The organism is Staphylococcus sp. mip270_02 (assembly GCF_054031535.1).
Map to the genome: position 1 here is coordinate 112,788 of NZ_CM132934.1, position 16,405 is coordinate 129,192.

Here is a 16,405-nt window from a genome sequence, read left to right on the forward strand (position 1 = left end):
CAAAATTATTATGTAGATAATTTGTGAATATTTTATAAAAAATTGCATTTAATTAGTTAATCTCTTTTAAAGTTAATTGCATTATTCTAATACCTTATGTTCTGTATTATATCGACTTTCAAATCATTAAAAAAGGAACGGAATTGAAATCAAATTTTGCAACTTGACTTCAGATTTCCGCTCCTATTTTGCATGTGTGTTTTTATATTTGTCAACATAACATGATGCTATTTGCATTAACTTCTAGAAAATAAGCTTATTTTGATTTAATACTTAACTACTTTTACTGAATAATAAATTAAGTGATAAGCCAATCAATATTGCACCAACTGTATAATCAAAAATTGCCTTTACAGTTCTATTAGCAAATAATAATTTAATATACTGGAAAATATAAACACAAAATATAAACCACAACAGAATAACAGTCGTAACAATTGCTGATAATATGGCAATCTGAGACGTTACCCCTTCTCCAGTAGTTAAAAATTGAGGTAAAATACTTATGTAATAAAGTAATGCTTTAGGGTTTAATATCGTACTTAATAAACCTTGCCTATAAGAACTCAAATAACTAATTTTTTGAGCTCTCATCTGAGACGTAGAAAAATTCATACCTTGGCGTGCGCTAATAATACTTCTGATACCTAAATAGATCAGATAGAATGCACCTAATATTTTAATAGTCATGAAAACATAGTACATATTTGCCAAAATAAATATGATACCAAATACTGCTAATAATGAATACAGTACATGACCAGATGTAATACCTAATGCTGCCATAGCACCATTGCCTTTTCCAGAAGTGATGGAATTTTTCATTACTACGAAAAAGTCTGGACCAGGTACAATAATAATCATCAAAGTAATTGTAATAAAAGCTGCAAGTCCTTCCATATCAAACACCCACCTTCATGCTTTATAGTATCAATTACAATGTGCGTCTGCAACATGAATAATCTGATATTTTAACCATCTTTTTTATTGAAGATATAGTCTTAACTATGATATATTAAAAGTGTAGTTGGAAACCGACTACTAGTCTTTTATATTCATGAACATATTACTCTTAAGGCGACACTAATGTGTCGTCTATTTTTTTAATATAAGGACATATGTACAAAATCCCCCCTCTCATTTTCACGAATTTGCATACACCTAATAACGTCCTCATCTCCATTTCAAATCATTTTAACTTACTAATTTCAAACCTACTGTGCTGCCTAAAATCACTAAAATACATATTACTCTCTTAATATCTTTAGATTCTTTATAAAATATCATACCTACTAATGCGCCACCGACAGCACCTATGCCTGTCCATACTGCATATGCTGTACTCATAGGTAATTCAAGCATTGCTATTGATAATGCAAAAAAACTCATACTAAAGAAACCAAATAAACCTATTAATGCACGAAATTTTCCACTATTTACATATGCGTTTAAAAAAGTAATACCAATCATTTCAAACAGACCAGCAACTACCAATAATATCCAAGCCATTATGTTTCTTCTCCTTTACTTGAAGTCACTAATTTCAGACTGATTACTCCAACTAATAACATAAATATCAAAATAACTTTAATCATGCTGAAAGGGGCACCGAAAAAGACAAAGTCAAATATTGTTACACCAGTAGTCCCTAACCCTACAAAAACTGCATAAGCACTTCCCACAGGTAACCACTTTGATGCTTCAATTAATAAATAGAAACTTAGAAATATAGCAATCATTGTAAATAGCCATTCAATTACTGATGTGGCATGAGTTAAACCGATGACCCATCCAACTTCAAATAGCGAAGCAATAATTATTTTTAACCAATTCATAACGAATCCTCCTTAAAAAATAAAAAAGCCTGGGAGATAGTGTTAGCTACTATCTCCCAGGCTTTTATCCTTCCGTGTCACATATAAAAATGTGGCTTTCTCTCGGACCAGACCAAGTCATATCATTGCGGAACCCTAGAAAGCATTTATTTAATTCAGTAAATCGTATCAAATTACTTCATATTTTTCAACAATTACTTTCCAAACCCTGTAATTTAAAATTATTATAATTTACAAAGAGCTAAAGTACGCGCTTACATGTATTTTTCACTCAAAATCCACATTTTTTTGAGTCTAAACCCTCTACATTTGATTAATTTTAATGTATACTAAGTATTAGATAATAACAATTATAATCTAGAACGAAATTACTGACATTCATTCTCAATTAATTCACTTTGTTACTAGGTTTAAAAATTTATAAAAGCGAGGGATTTTTATGCAACTTCTTAATTACAAGATGCACAATGACGAACTTATTGCCACAGTGTTATCGGATAAAAAACAAGTGTTCAAATACACATTTGATGTTACAACACCTGAATATGAAATCTTAGATGTTCTCGAAGAAATTAACGAATACGTAGACAATGGTCAGCATCCATTAGGCTGTTCTTTACTTAAAAACTATTCTTATGAGGACGTGAGTCACAATATTTTATAATCTAGATTACACACCAAAAAGATGAGTATAGCTGTTAATTACTAAACAGTATACTCATCTTTTAATTTTTCATTAGTATATACAGCCATACCAGTTTTTAGGTTCTTGAAACCTAACTGTCTGTAAAAGCCTTCATAGCCTGTAGTTGCAACTAGATGAACACAAGACAGCTCTCCTAAATACACCAATATTCTTCGGATGATTTCTTGACCGATACCTTGTTTTTGATGTGACACATCTACCATTACATCATAAATTGCTGCGTTAAAAACACCATCCGACATCGCCCTTGCAAATCCGATAACTTTCCCCTGGCATTTTGCAATAATCACATGTGTTGCCGTATTAAAAATTGTTATCACTTTTTCTTTATCATGACCTGTCCAACCGTTATCATGATAAATTCGAATAAGTTCATCTACATCTTTTATGTCTAACGCATATTCATAATCAATATCCATTTCTACACCGTCCAATCACACCCGCCGTATATTTATCTACTCCATATTATAATCTAATTTCGGAACTGTTAGTTTCTTATTTTCCTTTTCATCATCTTAACACGGCTAATTTATATTTAATAATTCCTTTCGATTATTCAGTTTACTACTTTTCAAAAATATTCTTACAAAAAATGCTTTGATCTATAAGGTTACTACTTAGTAATTGGTGGGTAAATACTTAATAAAGAGATTGTAATAAATATAAATCAAGGAGGGACACATCATGTGGATAGCTTCAATTGTTCTTATTATTGTTGGTATTGTGTTACTCATTTTGAATAAACGTACTTCTAAAAAAGAAGGTGTTTCTAAAAAACAAAGTTATATTAGTATCGGAGTTGTATGTATTATCGTTGGCGCTTTTTATTTCGTAGGACAAATCATTAGAGTAATAGTGTCATAACGATTTAAATTAGTCCTGTTAAAATACTTAACATATATGCTCAAAATATAAAGAGCGAGTGGGACAGAAATCAAATTTTCTAATATAGATTTCGTAGTCCCGCCTCGGCAACGGTGACTAGGATTGAAAAAAGCTTGATATAAGCGTATTTTCAATTCAGTCACCTACTGCCAAATTGAAAATGAGCCTGAGACATCTATTTATGTCCCAGGCTCTTATATCTATGCCGTAAAACAGATATTCCTTTTAGCTACTACATGTTAAATAAATCATTAAACGATTCTACCATTGTAGGGTGTGTATATATGTTTTCTTTTAATACTTTATAAGATAATTTTTGATCTATTGCTAATTTAATTAAATTTATAATTTCTTCTGATTGTAAACCGTATAGAGATGCACCTAAAATTTCTCCGTTATCTTTATTAACCACTGCTTTATACAATCCTCTAGTATCATTGTTTATTTTATGTCTAGGGATTGTATTAACAGGTATAGCATTTTCTATCACGTTATACCCTTGTTTTTTCGCTTCTTCTCCTGTTAATCCAACACGTGCTAATGGTGGATCTATAAATACTGTGTAAGGCACAGCCCCGCGATTTTCCGTAGAACGCTGTCCTTCCCCAAACAATTGCTCCTTTACAATTCTGAAGTCATCTAATGAAATATATGTGAATTGCATGCCTCCTTTGACATCACCTAAGGCGTACACATCAGATGCATTTGTTTGTAGATATTCATTCACTATGATTTCACCATGGTCACCAATTTTTACATCAGTGTTTTGAAGCTCTAAATCAGTATTAGGTTTACGTCCTGTTGCTATCAGTACAGCATCAGCTGCATACTTACCATTTGATGTATGCACAACTGTACCCTTATCTGTGTCCTCAAATTTCTTAGTATCTACATTTAAGACGATATTCACGTTTTTATCTGCTAAGTCTTTTTTCACCTCAGCAACAATATCTTTATCTTCTTTAGTCATAATATCGTTACCACGTTCTAATACAGTTACTTGCGTTCCAAAATTCGCAAACATTGAGGCAAATTCTAACGCGATATAACCTCCACCAACAATTACTAGATGACTAGGTTGAGATTTCAAATTCATAATACCTTCAGAATCATATAAATGTTGTGAAGTATCTATACCTTCAATTGGCGGAATAACAGATTTTGCCCCAGTATTAATGACGACTTGTTGTGCACTAATAGTTTCTACAACTTCGTCTTGATCATTTAATAAATTTAATTCGTGATTAGATTTAAATTTAGCAGTATAATCTAACACCTCTATATTATCATCATCAGCTAAGTTATGATAATTCTTACTATTTAATGCATTGACAACATCTGATTTTCTTGAAAATGCTTGATCAAATGAGCCATGTTCCAAGCCTTCATGGACTAACGTTTTAGAAGGAATACAACCTATATTGATACATGTACCTCCGTACATCTTTTTCGATTTTTCAATAACTGCTACTTTTTTATTTTGTGCAGAAGCAAATTTTGCTAGCGTTTTTCCACCCTTACCAAATCCTACAATGATTAAGTCAAACTTTTTCATGAGAATCCTCCTTTAATATGTCTTTTAATACATCTTTTATCGTAATAGTTTTATAATATGCCACTAATAAGTCTTGCTCTCTTTGGCGAAATTGAGACATTGTGTGACCTATTTCCCTGGAAATTTCACAATCGCTACCTTGATTGCCAGTAAATATTCTACCTTCTGATTTTTCTTCATTGAATAATACAAATAAATCTGCAAGGTTTACATCTTTGGTTGATTGATTTGATTGGTAACCACCAAACTTACCTCGGGTGGCATGCAAATATTGCTGTTCATTTAACTTCCTAGTCACACGACGTAATTGCACTGGATTGACGCAAATACGTTCTGCTAATTCACCACTTGAATACCGTTCATCTGAGTGTTTCACCAAAAACGTTAAAAGATGCACTGCAATGTTAAATTCTAAATTCATAATCATCACCTTTTAATTGTAACTTTTATAATTACATTATAACTTTCATCGCTTTAATAGTAAAATCATTTGCTTACAATTACTATATTCCCAAATAACTTTAAATTATTAATAAAGCAGGATAAAAAACTAAAATAATTAGAATTTTATCCTGCTTCCAAATCTTTAATACATATTATATTTTGTTGGTCTATATTAACTTTTCAGCATTATACAATTATTATAATATTGCAGCTCGAATACTTACGTTGTGTTCTAAATATGTTTTTAAACAACTAAGCATATATACCCAACCTTCTTTTTGACCTAATAATTGCTCTACATCTTGTGCATCAAAATCTTTTTCTATTGTAGTTACTACCGTACTTTCACCAATACCTTCAAATTGAATCGACACGGGATGCTCTCCCCAAATAAATTCAATACTTTTATTTTCCTCTAAGCTTTTTATCTGAATATCTAATTCAGCGTTATATTCTTCATAACAGAGGATAATGGTTTTACCTTGTTCCCACCTTTCTGAACTTGAAGAAAATCAAAAACCTCCAATTTAATCTGGATTTACAAAAGCTTTAAACACATTTTCTTTCGGTACGTTTACTTGCATTTTCGTAACAATATCCAAGTCACACCTATCCTCTCTTCAAGTAAAATACTACATTTTGCACTAATGTCACAAAGCACATACCATTACAAAATTCATGAAATTATACGCTAAAGATTATGCATTATAAAATTATATTTATTAAGATTGTAAATATTAAATACTCAATTGGTAATACAATTGTAAAAAACCTATTAGTCGGTATTATCCTAATTTCTGTTATAATTTCATCATCGCAACTATAAAATTAAGGGAGATTTCTATGAAAAATATAATCCATTCTTATTTATATTATTTAATCATGTTACTTATAGTAGGTGTAATTCTAACTTCCTTATATATTTTATATGTCTGGAAAAATGACCAACCACAAAATCAAGATTACTATAAAAATTTTTCAGAACTTAAAGCCGATACAACAGAAGGACGCGATTGGCAGATTAATACAAAGACAACAAATAATAAAGATATATTGATTACTGCTATTCATGGCGGTGGAATTGAACCAGGAACCTCTGAATTAGCAAAAATCATTTCTAAAAAAGGGAATTTCAATTTATATAGTTTTGAAGGACTATTAAAATCTAATAACGCCAAACTGCATATTACTTCAACTAGTTTTGACGATCCTAAACTTAAAGATATGGTTTATAAGTCTAATGAGTCTATTTCTATCCATGGAATTAAAGACAAGAAAAAAGTAGTCTATATTGGCGGAAAAGATAAAGATATGTCTCGATCCATTCGAAAAGAATTAGAAAAAGAAGGATTTAATGTAGAACAGAGTCCCAATTATGTAAATGGAGATTCTAACAACAACATCATCAATAAAAATGATACAGGGTCTGGGGTTCAATTAGAAATTTCAACAAAATATCGTAAATCTTTTTTTGATAATGGAGATTTCAATCGAAAAACGCGTGAAAACACTAATGACTACAAACAATCTATTTACGATTTTGCAGAAGCCGTTACTAAAGGTATCAAACAACAAACAAATTAGAATTAATTCCACTAGCATCCAGAAATGTCTTTATTTATAAAGGCATTTCTGGATGCTTATTTTTTAAATATTTTCTTTTTCATTTGCTTGCTTTTTAAAACAATAGGTATAAAATACTGTTTATTAAAATCAGTAAAGGAAATGACATAATGAAAATATTAAATAAGCCTTTGTATTTTTACCTTTTACTTTTTATAACTACAACATTAATTGGCGCGTTACTTTTATATTTACCTGTTACCGGTAAAAAGCCCATTGATTTTATAGATGCTTTTTTCATAGCTTCTAGTGCTTTTACAGTGACCGGACTAGTGACTGTTGATGTCTCAACACAATTCAATTGGTTAGGCGACTTTATTATTATGCTCTTAATTCAAATCGGTGGCCTTGGTATTGTGACAGTCACATTATTAACCTTTATATTAATCAATAAAAAAATTAGTATAAAAAATCGTTATCTAGCAATGACGATGTGGAATATCGATAAACCAGGGGGAATTATACGCCTGATTCTTCAATTTGTGTTATACAGTGTTGCAACAGAGATTTTAGGGGCTGTATTTATTGCCCTCTCATTTGTCCCTAAATACGGCCTTGGACAAGGTTTATTTTTAAGTATTTTTACATCAATCTCTGCATTTAACAATGCAGGTTTTGCTCTTTTCAGAGATAATTTAATGAGTACAATTAATGATCCAATTATTACAATTACTATTCCGTTACTCATCATTATGGGAGGCATCGGGCCTCTAGTGTTCTTTGATTTAATTTTGTCTCAAAAATTAGTAAACTTAAAATTACATTCTAAGATTGTGCTAAGCACATCACTTATATTAATTATTTTAGGTTCTATACTATTTTTCATTTTAGAGTATCACGCTACATTAAATCATTTATCACTTCCTGAAAAAATTGGAGCTTCATTCTTCCAATCTGTCACAACACGTACTGCGGGATTTAACACTGTAGACATTGGAGAAATAACGGCGCCGACTTCAATGATGATGATGCTATTAATGTTTATTGGGGGAGCGCCTATAAGTGCTGCTGGTGGTATTAAAGTAACAAGCCTAGTTTTAACTCTATTATTCATCATCAGTACACTAAGAAACGAAACGCATCCTTCCATATTTAAACGATCTATTTCAAATCGAACTTTAAATATAGCCGTTACAATAACACTTTGTGCTACCATATTTGTCTTAAGCGTCTCTATGATTGCCAGTATGCTTAACCCACACACGCCATATATAACCGTATTATTTGAAGTTATTTCAGCTTTTGGCACTGTAGGATTAAGTATGAATTTTACAACAGATTACCATACTGCTACGAAAATCATCATTATTGTAACGATGCTGATTGGAAAAATTGGTATTCTCACTTTTGTTCAATTGTTCATTACTGAAAAGAAAACTTTATTCTATTACGCTAAAGGAAATGTACATTTATAGTTAATGCAACAAACTAAAACAGCTAATGAAACCTAGTGTTTCAAATCTAATACACTGAATAATAATTATCTATGCAAACATAAAAATGATGATTGCCAACCTAATTTAAATGGAAATCATCATTTTTTATTTTTCTGAATGATTAAAACCCTAGGCATAATAATTTCAAACTATTATCTATTAAAATACTTAATTAGAATTCGATGATTTTGCTTTTCTCTTATCCATAATAATTGGTACTACAATGATTAGCACACTGATAAGCAATAAAATAACTGTAATCGGAGAATGAAATAATGATAAAAACTCCCCATTGTTAATTAACAAATGTCTTCTTAATGATGTTTCCATCAACGGCCCTAGTACAATTCCTAAAATTAATGAAGCAATTGAGAAATGATATATTTTCATTAAATATTCTACAACACCAAATAATAGCATAATCCAAACATTCAATAAGTCATTGTTTGTAGCATATGCACCGAGTAGAGAAAGTATAATAATAAATGTAGCTATAATACTGTAAGGTGCTTTTAATAATAATGTAAATACTTGGACGCCCGCTCTACCAGCAACCAATGTCATGATACTTGCGAATAACATAGCTAAAAATATTGAATATAAAAGTATAGGCTGATTCGCCATGAGTTGTGGCCCTGGCTGTACACCTTGAAGCACTAAAGCTGCTAATATTACTGCAGTTGTTGGACTACCTGGTATTCCAAGAATTAATGTAGGAATCATTGAAACTCCAGCTGCTGCATTATTAGATGTTTCTGGTGCAACTACACCTTCTGCTTTCCCTTTTCCAAATTCTTCTGGATTTTTATCTGTTTTCATAGCTACACCATAACTTACAAAAGAAGCTATTGCTCCACCTGTCCCAGGCAAAATCCCCAGCATACTACCTATTGTCGCTGATTTTAAAGCAGTCCATTTATATACAAAAAAGTCTTTAAACTTAAACACACCCTGTGATAATTTTGAAGGTGTATTTAAATTTTGTGGATTATTGTTAGTAACTTGTGAAAATACTTCACCTAATGCAAATGCGCCAATCATAATTGGAATATAGTCAATTCCATTCATCAATTCTAAAGTGTTAAATGTAAATCTATCTGTAGCTGTTAAGGGATCTAAACCTAATGAAAGAAAAGATTTACGTCGTCTCAAAACGTCCAATTGATATAACTGATTTACCTCATTTACCCAGAATATATTATAACACCGATACCTCCCTCAATAAGTTAATTGATGATTGGTGGATTGGAAAATTTATCGAGTCACCTTCTATTACAATAAATGTCGATAATATGGAAACAAGTAAAGAATTTGTTCAAAATGGGTTAGGTTTTTCTATTTTGCCTGGCATTTTATTACGTGATGATGATAATTTGTCTAAAATACCATGTTTAGACCAACAAGGTAACTATATCATTAGAAATACACACATGATTTTAAAAGAACAATATCTAAATAATACCGTAGTGAGAGCATTTTATAATTTCATGAAAGAGGTTAATTTAGAATTTTAATATAATATATGATTATATTAATGCATTTCACCTAAATATTATACTTTAATTCAATTATATGTCGTTACTCACTTCTATCTAATTTACTCAAAGGTACAGTACTCTTACACATAAAAATATAAAGTTACACTCGCAACTGAAATGTAGTACAATATATTTAAAGTTTTATATTTTTGTGTTCAATAAAATATGAATTAAAATTAAGGGAGAATGAGATGAACGATAATAAAAAGAACGGATGTATCGGTTGTTTAGGTTGTTTGGTTATAATTTTACTCATTATATTGTTAGTTGGCGGATGCAGTGCTTTCTTCTATACAGAAAATAATAGCGATAGTACCAAAAAAGAAACTCAAAAGAATTCTGATACTAAAAAGAAAGAGAAAGAGAAAGAAAATAAAAATTCTGACACTAATAATAGCAAAAATGAAGAGATTAATGCTCAAGAAAATGGCTCTCAAGAATCAAATGATAATAATTACGAAGAGTCAAGTAATGCTTCTGATAATAGCGAAAATAGTAATGCTAATGATAATGGCGATACTTATAATAATAATCAAAGCCAATCATCTAACAACTATAATAACGGCACAAATCAACAAAACAACTCAAGCACAGATATCGATACACCTGATCCTAATGCACCAGACATTGATGCACCTGAAAAGAATGATTTACCAAAAACGCCAGATGTCGACGTGCCTAAGCCAGGTGAAATAACAAAAGATATGCCAGGTTATGATTCATCCAAAGATAGAGATAACGATGGTATAATAAACGAAAAATAAGCAAAAACGACACTTCACAATTGCTGATATCAACAAATGGTGGAGTGTCGTTTCGTTTACTAATATTCTTCTTCACTTATTTAATTTTTAATATTTGTCCTACTTTAATACTATTAGAATCCAACTTATTGTCTGATTTAATTTTGTCTACTGTTGTTTTTTGATTTTTAGCTATACTATACAAAGTATCGCCTTTCTTCACAGTATATGTTTTCACTAAATATAATGTTTGTCCCTTGCTAATACTATCATTTTTCAAGTTATTCCATTTCTTGATATTTTCAACGCTTACATTACTTCTTTTAGAAATATTATACAAAGTATCGCCAGCGACTACTTTATGCGTATCTCCAGTTATCGTACCACTATTACTTGGCGCTTTTAATTTTAATATTTGTCCTACTGATAATGTGTTATTGCTTAAATTATTCCATTTCTTAATGTCATCGATGGCTACGCCGCTTCGTCTTGATATACTATATAATGTATCACCTTTAGCCACTTTGTAAGTTGAGCCAGTTATTGCGTCATCATTACCGCCACCGTTTAGTGCTTTATAGTGTTTTTGAACTAAACTGTAAAATTGGTCCATGTTATATCCCCATTGATTGAAATAACCTACTGGGTCTGTATGATCCGTACCACCCCAATATTGACTAATAGCATTGTGACTAATAATTGTACCTGTACCTTGATTATTATCTGCCAATGATGGAGCCAATCCATTTTGTTTCAACATTTTAGCAGCTAAATAAGCTTGGTTATTTACAGATTTAGCAAAACCATCAAATGTATTTGACCTCGTCAACTCTATTTGATAGAAATACGGGTTTGCATTCGCGCCTGCACCCCAAGCTAAATAATTACTTGGTGCTGTTTGAATAATTTTATCACTACTTGCATAAGCATGTACAAAAGCACTCTGATAATTGTTATACATATAGTTTACTTCGCCTTCAATCGTACTATTAGGGTTAGCTGTTTCATGTATAACAACTCCTATAAATTTTCCTGATTTATAATTATATTTTGGTAAATTATTAATACGTGAATCTTGAACGATTTGCGCTGGTTTAATATTATTATTTGCAATATATGTATTTACGTCTTGATAAGATCTATTTGCAAAAGTACGCATTTCTACTGAATTAGAATTATGCTCTGCAACCTTATTGTGTAATCGTAAATCTTCAGGTGTTAGTTGGTCTTTTAAAGCTTGAGGGCTCATCTTTTGTGCTTTATCAAAATCGATTGGCTTGCTTGTATTCTCTTTCTTATCTTTTTCTGTCGTTTGCTTTGCATTATCTTCCTGTGCATATGCTACTGTAGTACTTAGTACTAAGCTCGTCGCTACTATTAATGATAAACTTAACCTATACTTCATTTAAAACACTCCTTTTATTATAGAACACTATTTTATCGCAACGTCTATATTAATTAATTCATCTTATTCTTACAGTTTATAATATTATCCAAATGTTTACAAAAAACTTTATAATTTCGTACTATTTTTTGGACATTATATATATTAAGTGCTTTAAATATAATAAAAATGAGTAAGATAATGAAATCACAAATACTTTTGACTTCATTATCTTACTCTCACCACATTTACTAATTATACATTTGTTTGTCATTAAATTTATTATCCTTAAACTCTACATTGATACGTGTTGAGGACTACAACTTTGTATCCTGTTCAAAAATTATAAATCCATAAATACACTTGATAATATCGCAATTAATGCAACTATAAGTACAAACACAAGTAAGGTATCAATTTTCCTTTGGTTACGCTCTTTATATGATTTTCTAAATTCTTTTAATGCCACAAAACCTGCTATTAACACTAATAATAAACACACTAAATGTAAAACCAATGCTATTACGGCCATCTTCATCACCTCACACACGTTTATTAAATTATGATTTCACTTATTTGTTTAAAAATGCTTCATGAACAATTAATTAGAAATAGTTACTCAGTAAACTGATAAATAGAGGAATGGTTACTTACGTAGTCTTTATAATACGCTACCCTTTTTAATGTCTCAAAAAACGCAAAGTAGTATTTCACTACTTTCTAGATACATTGAGTTTTAAGACATAAAAAAACAAACCACACGCTAAAATCAGCAAATGGTTTGTCGATTATATGTTATCTATATTTATCTATAATAATTATATACTGTAAAACAGTCAGTTATTTTCAAAAAAATCTTTTGAATATGTTCTTAATCTACCACAATTTTCACACAAAACGTTTATCAACGTAATGGGTTCATTACCGTAAGTAGCAGATAGTAATGGTAAATAATATTGGCCATCCAATACTCTCATGTTAGGGTTATCGCAATTGCAAATACCTTTGTTTGTAGCCTTTGATTCAATAATACTTATGATACGTTCTTTTTGAATATCAGTGAATTTTTGCATTGTCATAAACTTTGCCTCCCAACATATTATATTGTACCCATTATAATATGTTGATCACATTAAATAAAGCTTAATTTAAAAAAGGCCCTCAATTAAGAGGACCACAGGATTAAAGGAGTTGCGTTCTCCTACACGTCATAGGACGTATAAGAGATTGACCCATTTAATCACTCACGCCCTAAGACGTGCAAAATTATTATAAGTTAATTATTTGTATAAGTAAAATAAAATCATCTCGAAAACGTAAACACTTTCTTAATAATCAGAAACATAATATTTATTGGAGGAAATTCAAATACTGCTGTTAATGGTTTTCTTTAGTAAGCAAGATACTGTAAAAGACATTAAACCACGTAACTCCCTTAACCCAACCAAAAATAAACCGCCCCGAAAGGCGGTTTATCACGGATGAAGTACTGGAGATACTTCATATATATAGCGTAACATATAAAAATTAGTATTGCCACGCCTATATTGTTTAATTCATTTTTATATTAAGTTTTTAAATACAGTTACTATAGCCGTAAGGTTATTTCTACAAAAAATATCTGACTTTATGATCATATAGTTTAAGTCTCTAAATAAAAAGGTAAATAAAAGTATTATAATGGGAGTCCATCACACCTATTAACCAAAATACAGTCTACCTATGTTCTATTTTAAGACGGCTCATTAATAACACACTTTTATAATTTAAACAGTACTTACTAAAAGGGATGATTAGTATGCAATATACACAATACTTACCTGGAACATGGAATATTATAGCTTCTACATTTAAAATGTGGACTTCAGGCAAAAAAACAAATCCTTCTATCACTTATTCAATAATACAATCTCATCCCTTAAGAATTCATGATGAAGTAACATACCAAACGCGAAATAAATCAAAATCCATTGTCGGTTACGATACACTAGATGACGACCAATTCAATTGGAGGGGTAAAGGCATTTTAAGACTATTTTCGAGCAAGTGGGGCATTATTTATATTGATGATGAAGTGCTAATTATTAATTTTTCTGCTACTTTGGCAACACCATCTGGAATGGATATACTTTTACGTAATAAGCAAAATGTTGATTCATATAAAAGTCAAATACTAAATCATCCAGAAAAATTCAACTTAAACACCAAAACTATACAGAAATTTAAATGGTTACTTTAATTTTAGACTAAAAACAGTTACATATAGATTAAATTACTAATCTTCATGTCTATTAATACTAATAAAACAAAAATAACCCCGTAGGTATATGCCTACGGGGTTTTCAGATACAATATCTATTATTGTTCTTCTTTAACATATGGTAATAATGCCATATGACGAGAACGTTTAATAGCTAATGTCAACATACGTTGATATTTAGCTGAAGTACCTGTTACACGACGTGGTAAAATTTTACCGCGTTCTGAGATAAAACGTTTTAATAATTCTGTGTCTTTATAGTCGATGTGTGTAATACCGTTTGCTGTGAAATAACAAACTTTTTTACGACGACGTCCGCCTCTTCTTGGTCCACCTGCCATGGTAACTGCCTCCCTTTAAGTTATTTTTTTAATTACCGTTTAATTTTAATGTTTATTAATCATTTATTATGATTCATGTGTTTTTATTTTCTATTATTAAAAGATTTATAATGCGTGTGAAACATTGTATTAAATCTTTGCGTGTGTGTGCATGTGTAATATTAATCTTATAAAATTCTAGACTATTTGTCAACACGTTCAGAATAAATAAACAAGCTGATTTTGAAATAAATTAAATATCTAACTATTAAGTACTAATTTTACTTCTTCACTTATATCTTTATAATGATTATTTATAAAGAAATGATCACCTTCAAAGAATCGATAATCTACTTTACCTTTTGTCAGGTCCGACCATTTATACAAAGTATTAGCACAAATGGAATCTTGTTTACCTACAAATACTGATAAATTGATATCTACTTGTCTTTCCTTGGGCTTATCGCAATAATAATCAATTGCTAAAAAGTCATTTTTCAATGCTGGTTTCACAAGTTGCCATAACTCTTCATGATTTAATACTTCTTCAGATGTACCGCCTTTTTCTCTTATAAACTGTTTAAATTCTTCATCATCCATGGCTTCTATATCATTATATTTATCCAAATAGCCAATCGGTTCACTCGCACAGAGGAACATATGCTTTGGTCGATAACCTAATTGATCCAATTTATAATAAAGTTCATATGCTAATATTGTCCCTAAACTGTAGCCTAATAGAATAAATTCTTCAGGTTTTTCATTAATAATTTGCTTAACTAAGTCATTTACCATATCATCAATGCTATCTAACGCCTCTTCGATTAACCTTTCACCACGTCCCGGTAATTCTAATGGCTTAAATTGAATATAACTTGGTAAATTATTCTTCATTGGATAATATAATGCCTTATTTCCACCTGCAAATGGTATACAAAATAATGTTGTTTTAACCATATACTCGCCCCTTAAAGTATAAATTCTGTATTAAAATTCTTTGTTATATCTAACATCTCTACTTCTAAATCGTGGTTATCCACGTCTAAAATCACTGACAATGCATATTTTCCATAAAAAATCTCATGAAAAAATGAACACCGTTGTATCACTTCATCTTCAGTTTCAATAAGTTGATAACGACCTTGAACTGGTGTAATAGAAAAAGAATCTAATGGTTTATACATGCCCATACCAAGTAATTTTAAATAGCATTCTTTCATCGTCCACACTTCAAAAAAACGGTTAAATTGAGAAATTGTACTTTGTGCCTCAGTAATGTATCGATATTCTAATAATGCAAAGTATTTTTGGGCAATATCTAAATCTATATTTTCAATTTTTTCCACATCTACGCCCACGTTCGTATCACTCACAACACATACTGAATAACCATCTGTATGAGACACATTGATGTGTATATCTTTAGGTAATTTTAATAACGGTTTACCATGTGTATTTTCGTCAAATTGAATATGCTCAAATTGCATTCCTGTGTGCGCTCGTACACAATAATACTTAAACCATTTAGAGTATTTAGGATGCCTCTTAAGATTATGATAATCAAAATTCTGCGTATTTAATACATATATCGTTATTTTCACGGTCACACTTCCACATCACTTAATCAATCAAAACAAATGAAGTAGCAAGTTATTATTTTGCTACTTCATAGTTGT

The 16,405-nt window shown here is 30.5% G+C and carries 21 protein-coding genes and 1 riboswitch; of the genes, 7 read left to right on the top strand and 14 right to left on the bottom strand.

The window, feature by feature from the left end; all coding sequences use genetic code 11:
* Window positions 1–273: 273 nt before the first annotated feature.
* The 3 genes from ACW5YJ_RS00500 to ACW5YJ_RS00510 form a co-directional block, all read right to left on the bottom strand.
* Complete coding sequence (locus ACW5YJ_RS00500; protein WP_107530756.1) at window positions 274–900, bottom strand: LysE family translocator; 627 nt, start codon at window positions 898–900, stop codon at window positions 274–276.
* Window positions 901–1,194: 294 nt separating this feature from the next.
* Window positions 1,195–1,509 carry a DMT family transporter gene (locus ACW5YJ_RS00505; RefSeq protein WP_135092580.1) on the bottom strand — a complete coding sequence of 105 codons (315 nt, stop codon included), beginning with the start codon at window positions 1,507–1,509 and terminating at the stop codon, window positions 1,195–1,197.
* Window positions 1,509–1,835 (bottom strand): DMT family transporter, encoded by a 327-nt coding sequence (locus ACW5YJ_RS00510; protein ID WP_171916452.1) that lies wholly within the window; start codon window positions 1,833–1,835, stop codon window positions 1,509–1,511. The genes ACW5YJ_RS00505 and ACW5YJ_RS00510 overlap by 1 nt, the downstream gene beginning before the upstream one ends.
* Window positions 1,836–1,886: 51 nt before the next feature.
* A riboswitch (guanidine-I (ykkC/yxkD leader) is annotated at window positions 1,887–1,985 on the bottom strand.
* Between the two features lie 289 nt (window positions 1,986–2,274).
* On the opposite strand from ACW5YJ_RS00510, the gene ACW5YJ_RS00515 reads away from it, so the two are divergent.
* Complete coding sequence (locus tag ACW5YJ_RS00515) at window positions 2,275–2,499, top strand: hypothetical protein (RefSeq protein ID WP_017723368.1); 225 nt, start codon at window positions 2,275–2,277, stop codon at window positions 2,497–2,499.
* 41 nt (window positions 2,500–2,540) lie between these two features.
* Here the strand turns inward: ACW5YJ_RS00515 and ACW5YJ_RS00520 are convergent, their stop codons facing one another.
* A complete protein-coding gene (locus ACW5YJ_RS00520) occupies window positions 2,541–2,975 on the bottom strand; it encodes a GNAT family N-acetyltransferase (protein WP_230454280.1) in 435 nt (144 codons plus the stop codon).
* A gap of 250 nt (window positions 2,976–3,225) precedes the next feature.
* Between ACW5YJ_RS00520 and ACW5YJ_RS00525 the strand changes: the two genes are divergently transcribed.
* Complete coding sequence (locus ACW5YJ_RS00525; protein ID WP_017723370.1) at window positions 3,226–3,405, top strand: hypothetical protein; 180 nt, start codon at window positions 3,226–3,228, stop codon at window positions 3,403–3,405.
* A 253-nt stretch (window positions 3,406–3,658) separates the two neighbouring features.
* On the opposite strand, the gene merA is transcribed toward ACW5YJ_RS00525, so the two are convergent.
* The 3 genes from merA to ACW5YJ_RS00540 all read right to left on the bottom strand — a co-directional run bounded on the left by merA (window position 3,659) and on the right by ACW5YJ_RS00540 (window position 5,898).
* Entirely contained in the window at window positions 3,659–4,981 is a 1,323-nt protein-coding gene (merA, locus tag ACW5YJ_RS00530; protein WP_017723371.1) for a hypothiocyanous acid reductase MerA, read from the bottom strand.
* Window positions 4,968–5,402 (bottom strand): redox-sensitive transcriptional regulator HypR, encoded by a 435-nt coding sequence (gene hypR / locus ACW5YJ_RS00535; protein WP_457338318.1) that lies wholly within the window; start codon window positions 5,400–5,402, stop codon window positions 4,968–4,970. The genes merA and hypR overlap by 14 nt, the downstream gene beginning before the upstream one ends.
* Before the next feature lie 220 nt (window positions 5,403–5,622).
* Entirely contained in the window at window positions 5,623–5,898 is a 276-nt protein-coding gene (locus ACW5YJ_RS00540; RefSeq protein ID WP_457338607.1) for an SRPBCC family protein, read from the bottom strand.
* A gap of 370 nt (window positions 5,899–6,268) precedes the next feature.
* Between ACW5YJ_RS00540 and ACW5YJ_RS00545 the strand changes: the two genes are divergently transcribed.
* Together ACW5YJ_RS00545 and ACW5YJ_RS00550 are read left to right on the top strand one after the other, a co-directional pair.
* Window positions 6,269–7,009: a poly-gamma-glutamate hydrolase family protein gene (locus ACW5YJ_RS00545; protein WP_153672075.1), complete on the top strand. Its 741-nt coding sequence runs from the start codon at window positions 6,269–6,271 to the stop codon at window positions 7,007–7,009.
* A gap of 149 nt (window positions 7,010–7,158) precedes the next feature.
* Entirely contained in the window at window positions 7,159–8,463 is a 1,305-nt protein-coding gene (locus ACW5YJ_RS00550; protein ID WP_017723375.1) for a TrkH family potassium uptake protein, read from the top strand.
* A 189-nt stretch (window positions 8,464–8,652) separates the two neighbouring features.
* Here the strand turns inward: ACW5YJ_RS00550 and ACW5YJ_RS00555 are convergent, their stop codons facing one another.
* Entirely contained in the window at window positions 8,653–9,636 is a 984-nt protein-coding gene (locus tag ACW5YJ_RS00555) for a tripartite tricarboxylate transporter permease (RefSeq protein WP_426432881.1), read from the bottom strand.
* Here ACW5YJ_RS00555 and ACW5YJ_RS00560 point away from each other — a divergent pair.
* Both ACW5YJ_RS00560 and ACW5YJ_RS00565 read left to right on the top strand, forming a co-directional pair.
* Entirely contained in the window at window positions 9,609–9,998 is a 390-nt protein-coding gene (locus ACW5YJ_RS00560; protein WP_171914814.1) for a substrate-binding domain-containing protein, read from the top strand. The two genes, ACW5YJ_RS00555 and ACW5YJ_RS00560, sit on opposite strands and share 28 nt — an antisense overlap.
* 215 nt (window positions 9,999–10,213) lie before the next feature.
* Window positions 10,214–10,786 (top strand): hypothetical protein, encoded by a 573-nt coding sequence (locus ACW5YJ_RS00565; protein WP_135092571.1) that lies wholly within the window; start codon window positions 10,214–10,216, stop codon window positions 10,784–10,786.
* Between the two features lie 76 nt (window positions 10,787–10,862).
* On the opposite strand, the gene ACW5YJ_RS00570 is transcribed toward ACW5YJ_RS00565, so the two are convergent.
* The 3 genes from ACW5YJ_RS00570 to ACW5YJ_RS00580 all read right to left on the bottom strand — a co-directional run bounded on the left by ACW5YJ_RS00570 (window position 10,863) and on the right by ACW5YJ_RS00580 (window position 13,228).
* Window positions 10,863–12,170, bottom strand: a complete 1,308-nt coding sequence (locus tag ACW5YJ_RS00570) for a peptidoglycan recognition protein family protein (protein ID WP_457338319.1) — start codon at window positions 12,168–12,170, stop codon at window positions 10,863–10,865.
* A gap of 322 nt (window positions 12,171–12,492) precedes the next feature.
* The gene (locus ACW5YJ_RS00575; protein WP_457338320.1) at window positions 12,493–12,681 is read right to left on the bottom strand and encodes a hypothetical protein; all 189 of its coding nucleotides are present in this window, start codon (window positions 12,679–12,681) and stop codon (window positions 12,493–12,495) included.
* Between the two features lie 304 nt (window positions 12,682–12,985).
* Complete coding sequence (locus ACW5YJ_RS00580; protein WP_017723381.1) at window positions 12,986–13,228, bottom strand: hypothetical protein; 243 nt, start codon at window positions 13,226–13,228, stop codon at window positions 12,986–12,988.
* A 719-nt stretch (window positions 13,229–13,947) separates the two neighbouring features.
* On the opposite strand from ACW5YJ_RS00580, the gene ACW5YJ_RS00585 reads away from it, so the two are divergent.
* Window positions 13,948–14,388, top strand: coding sequence for a hypothetical protein (locus ACW5YJ_RS00585; protein WP_457338321.1), 441 nt, complete (start codon window positions 13,948–13,950; stop codon window positions 14,386–14,388).
* A 119-nt stretch (window positions 14,389–14,507) separates the two neighbouring features.
* On the opposite strand, the gene rpsR is transcribed toward ACW5YJ_RS00585, so the two are convergent.
* The 3 genes from rpsR to ACW5YJ_RS00600 form a co-directional block, all read right to left on the bottom strand.
* Window positions 14,508–14,750 (bottom strand): 30S ribosomal protein S18, encoded by a 243-nt coding sequence (gene rpsR / locus ACW5YJ_RS00590; RefSeq protein WP_002484306.1) that lies wholly within the window; start codon window positions 14,748–14,750, stop codon window positions 14,508–14,510.
* A 240-nt stretch (window positions 14,751–14,990) separates the two neighbouring features.
* Window positions 14,991–15,686, bottom strand: coding sequence for a thioesterase II family protein (locus tag ACW5YJ_RS00595; RefSeq protein ID WP_017723383.1), 696 nt, complete (start codon window positions 15,684–15,686; stop codon window positions 14,991–14,993).
* 11 nt (window positions 15,687–15,697) lie between these two features.
* A complete protein-coding gene (locus ACW5YJ_RS00600) occupies window positions 15,698–16,330 on the bottom strand; it encodes a 4'-phosphopantetheinyl transferase family protein (protein ID WP_142402564.1) in 633 nt (210 codons plus the stop codon).
* Window positions 16,331–16,405: the final 75 nt, after the last annotated feature.

Bases quoted from the DNA above. Each gene is read 5' to 3' on its own strand.
- ACW5YJ_RS00500 (WP_107530756.1), bottom strand. From the start codon at position 900: ATGGAAGGACTTGCAGCTTTTATTACAATTACTTTGATGATTATTATT.
- ACW5YJ_RS00505 (WP_135092580.1), bottom strand. From the start codon at position 1,509: ATGGCTTGGATATTATTGGTAGTTGCTGGTCTGTTTGAAATGATTGGT.
- ACW5YJ_RS00510 (WP_171916452.1), bottom strand. From the start codon at position 1,835: ATGAATTGGTTAAAAATAATTATTGCTTCGCTATTTGAAGTTGGATGG.
- ACW5YJ_RS00515 (WP_017723368.1), top strand. From the start codon at position 2,275: ATGCAACTTCTTAATTACAAGATGCACAATGACGAACTTATTGCCACA.
- ACW5YJ_RS00525 (WP_017723370.1), top strand. From the start codon at position 3,226: ATGTGGATAGCTTCAATTGTTCTTATTATTGTTGGTATTGTGTTACTC.
- merA (WP_017723371.1), bottom strand. From the start codon at position 4,981: ATGAAAAAGTTTGACTTAATCATTGTAGGATTTGGTAAGGGTGGAAAA.
- hypR (WP_457338318.1), bottom strand. From the start codon at position 5,402: ATGAATTTAGAATTTAACATTGCAGTGCATCTTTTAACGTTTTTGGTG.
- ACW5YJ_RS00545 (WP_153672075.1), top strand. From the start codon at position 6,269: ATGAAAAATATAATCCATTCTTATTTATATTATTTAATCATGTTACTT.
- ACW5YJ_RS00550 (WP_017723375.1), top strand. From the start codon at position 7,159: ATGAAAATATTAAATAAGCCTTTGTATTTTTACCTTTTACTTTTTATA.
- ACW5YJ_RS00560 (WP_171914814.1), top strand. From the start codon at position 9,609: ATGAAAGAAAAGATTTACGTCGTCTCAAAACGTCCAATTGATATAACT.
- ACW5YJ_RS00565 (WP_135092571.1), top strand. From the start codon at position 10,214: ATGAACGATAATAAAAAGAACGGATGTATCGGTTGTTTAGGTTGTTTG.
- ACW5YJ_RS00570 (WP_457338319.1), bottom strand. From the start codon at position 12,170: ATGAAGTATAGGTTAAGTTTATCATTAATAGTAGCGACGAGCTTAGTA.
- ACW5YJ_RS00575 (WP_457338320.1), bottom strand. From the start codon at position 12,681: ATGGCCGTAATAGCATTGGTTTTACATTTAGTGTGTTTATTATTAGTG.
- ACW5YJ_RS00580 (WP_017723381.1), bottom strand. From the start codon at position 13,228: ATGACAATGCAAAAATTCACTGATATTCAAAAAGAACGTATCATAAGT.
- ACW5YJ_RS00585 (WP_457338321.1), top strand. From the start codon at position 13,948: ATGCAATATACACAATACTTACCTGGAACATGGAATATTATAGCTTCT.
- rpsR (WP_002484306.1), bottom strand. From the start codon at position 14,750: ATGGCAGGTGGACCAAGAAGAGGCGGACGTCGTCGTAAAAAAGTTTGT.
- ACW5YJ_RS00595 (WP_017723383.1), bottom strand. From the start codon at position 15,686: ATGGTTAAAACAACATTATTTTGTATACCATTTGCAGGTGGAAATAAG.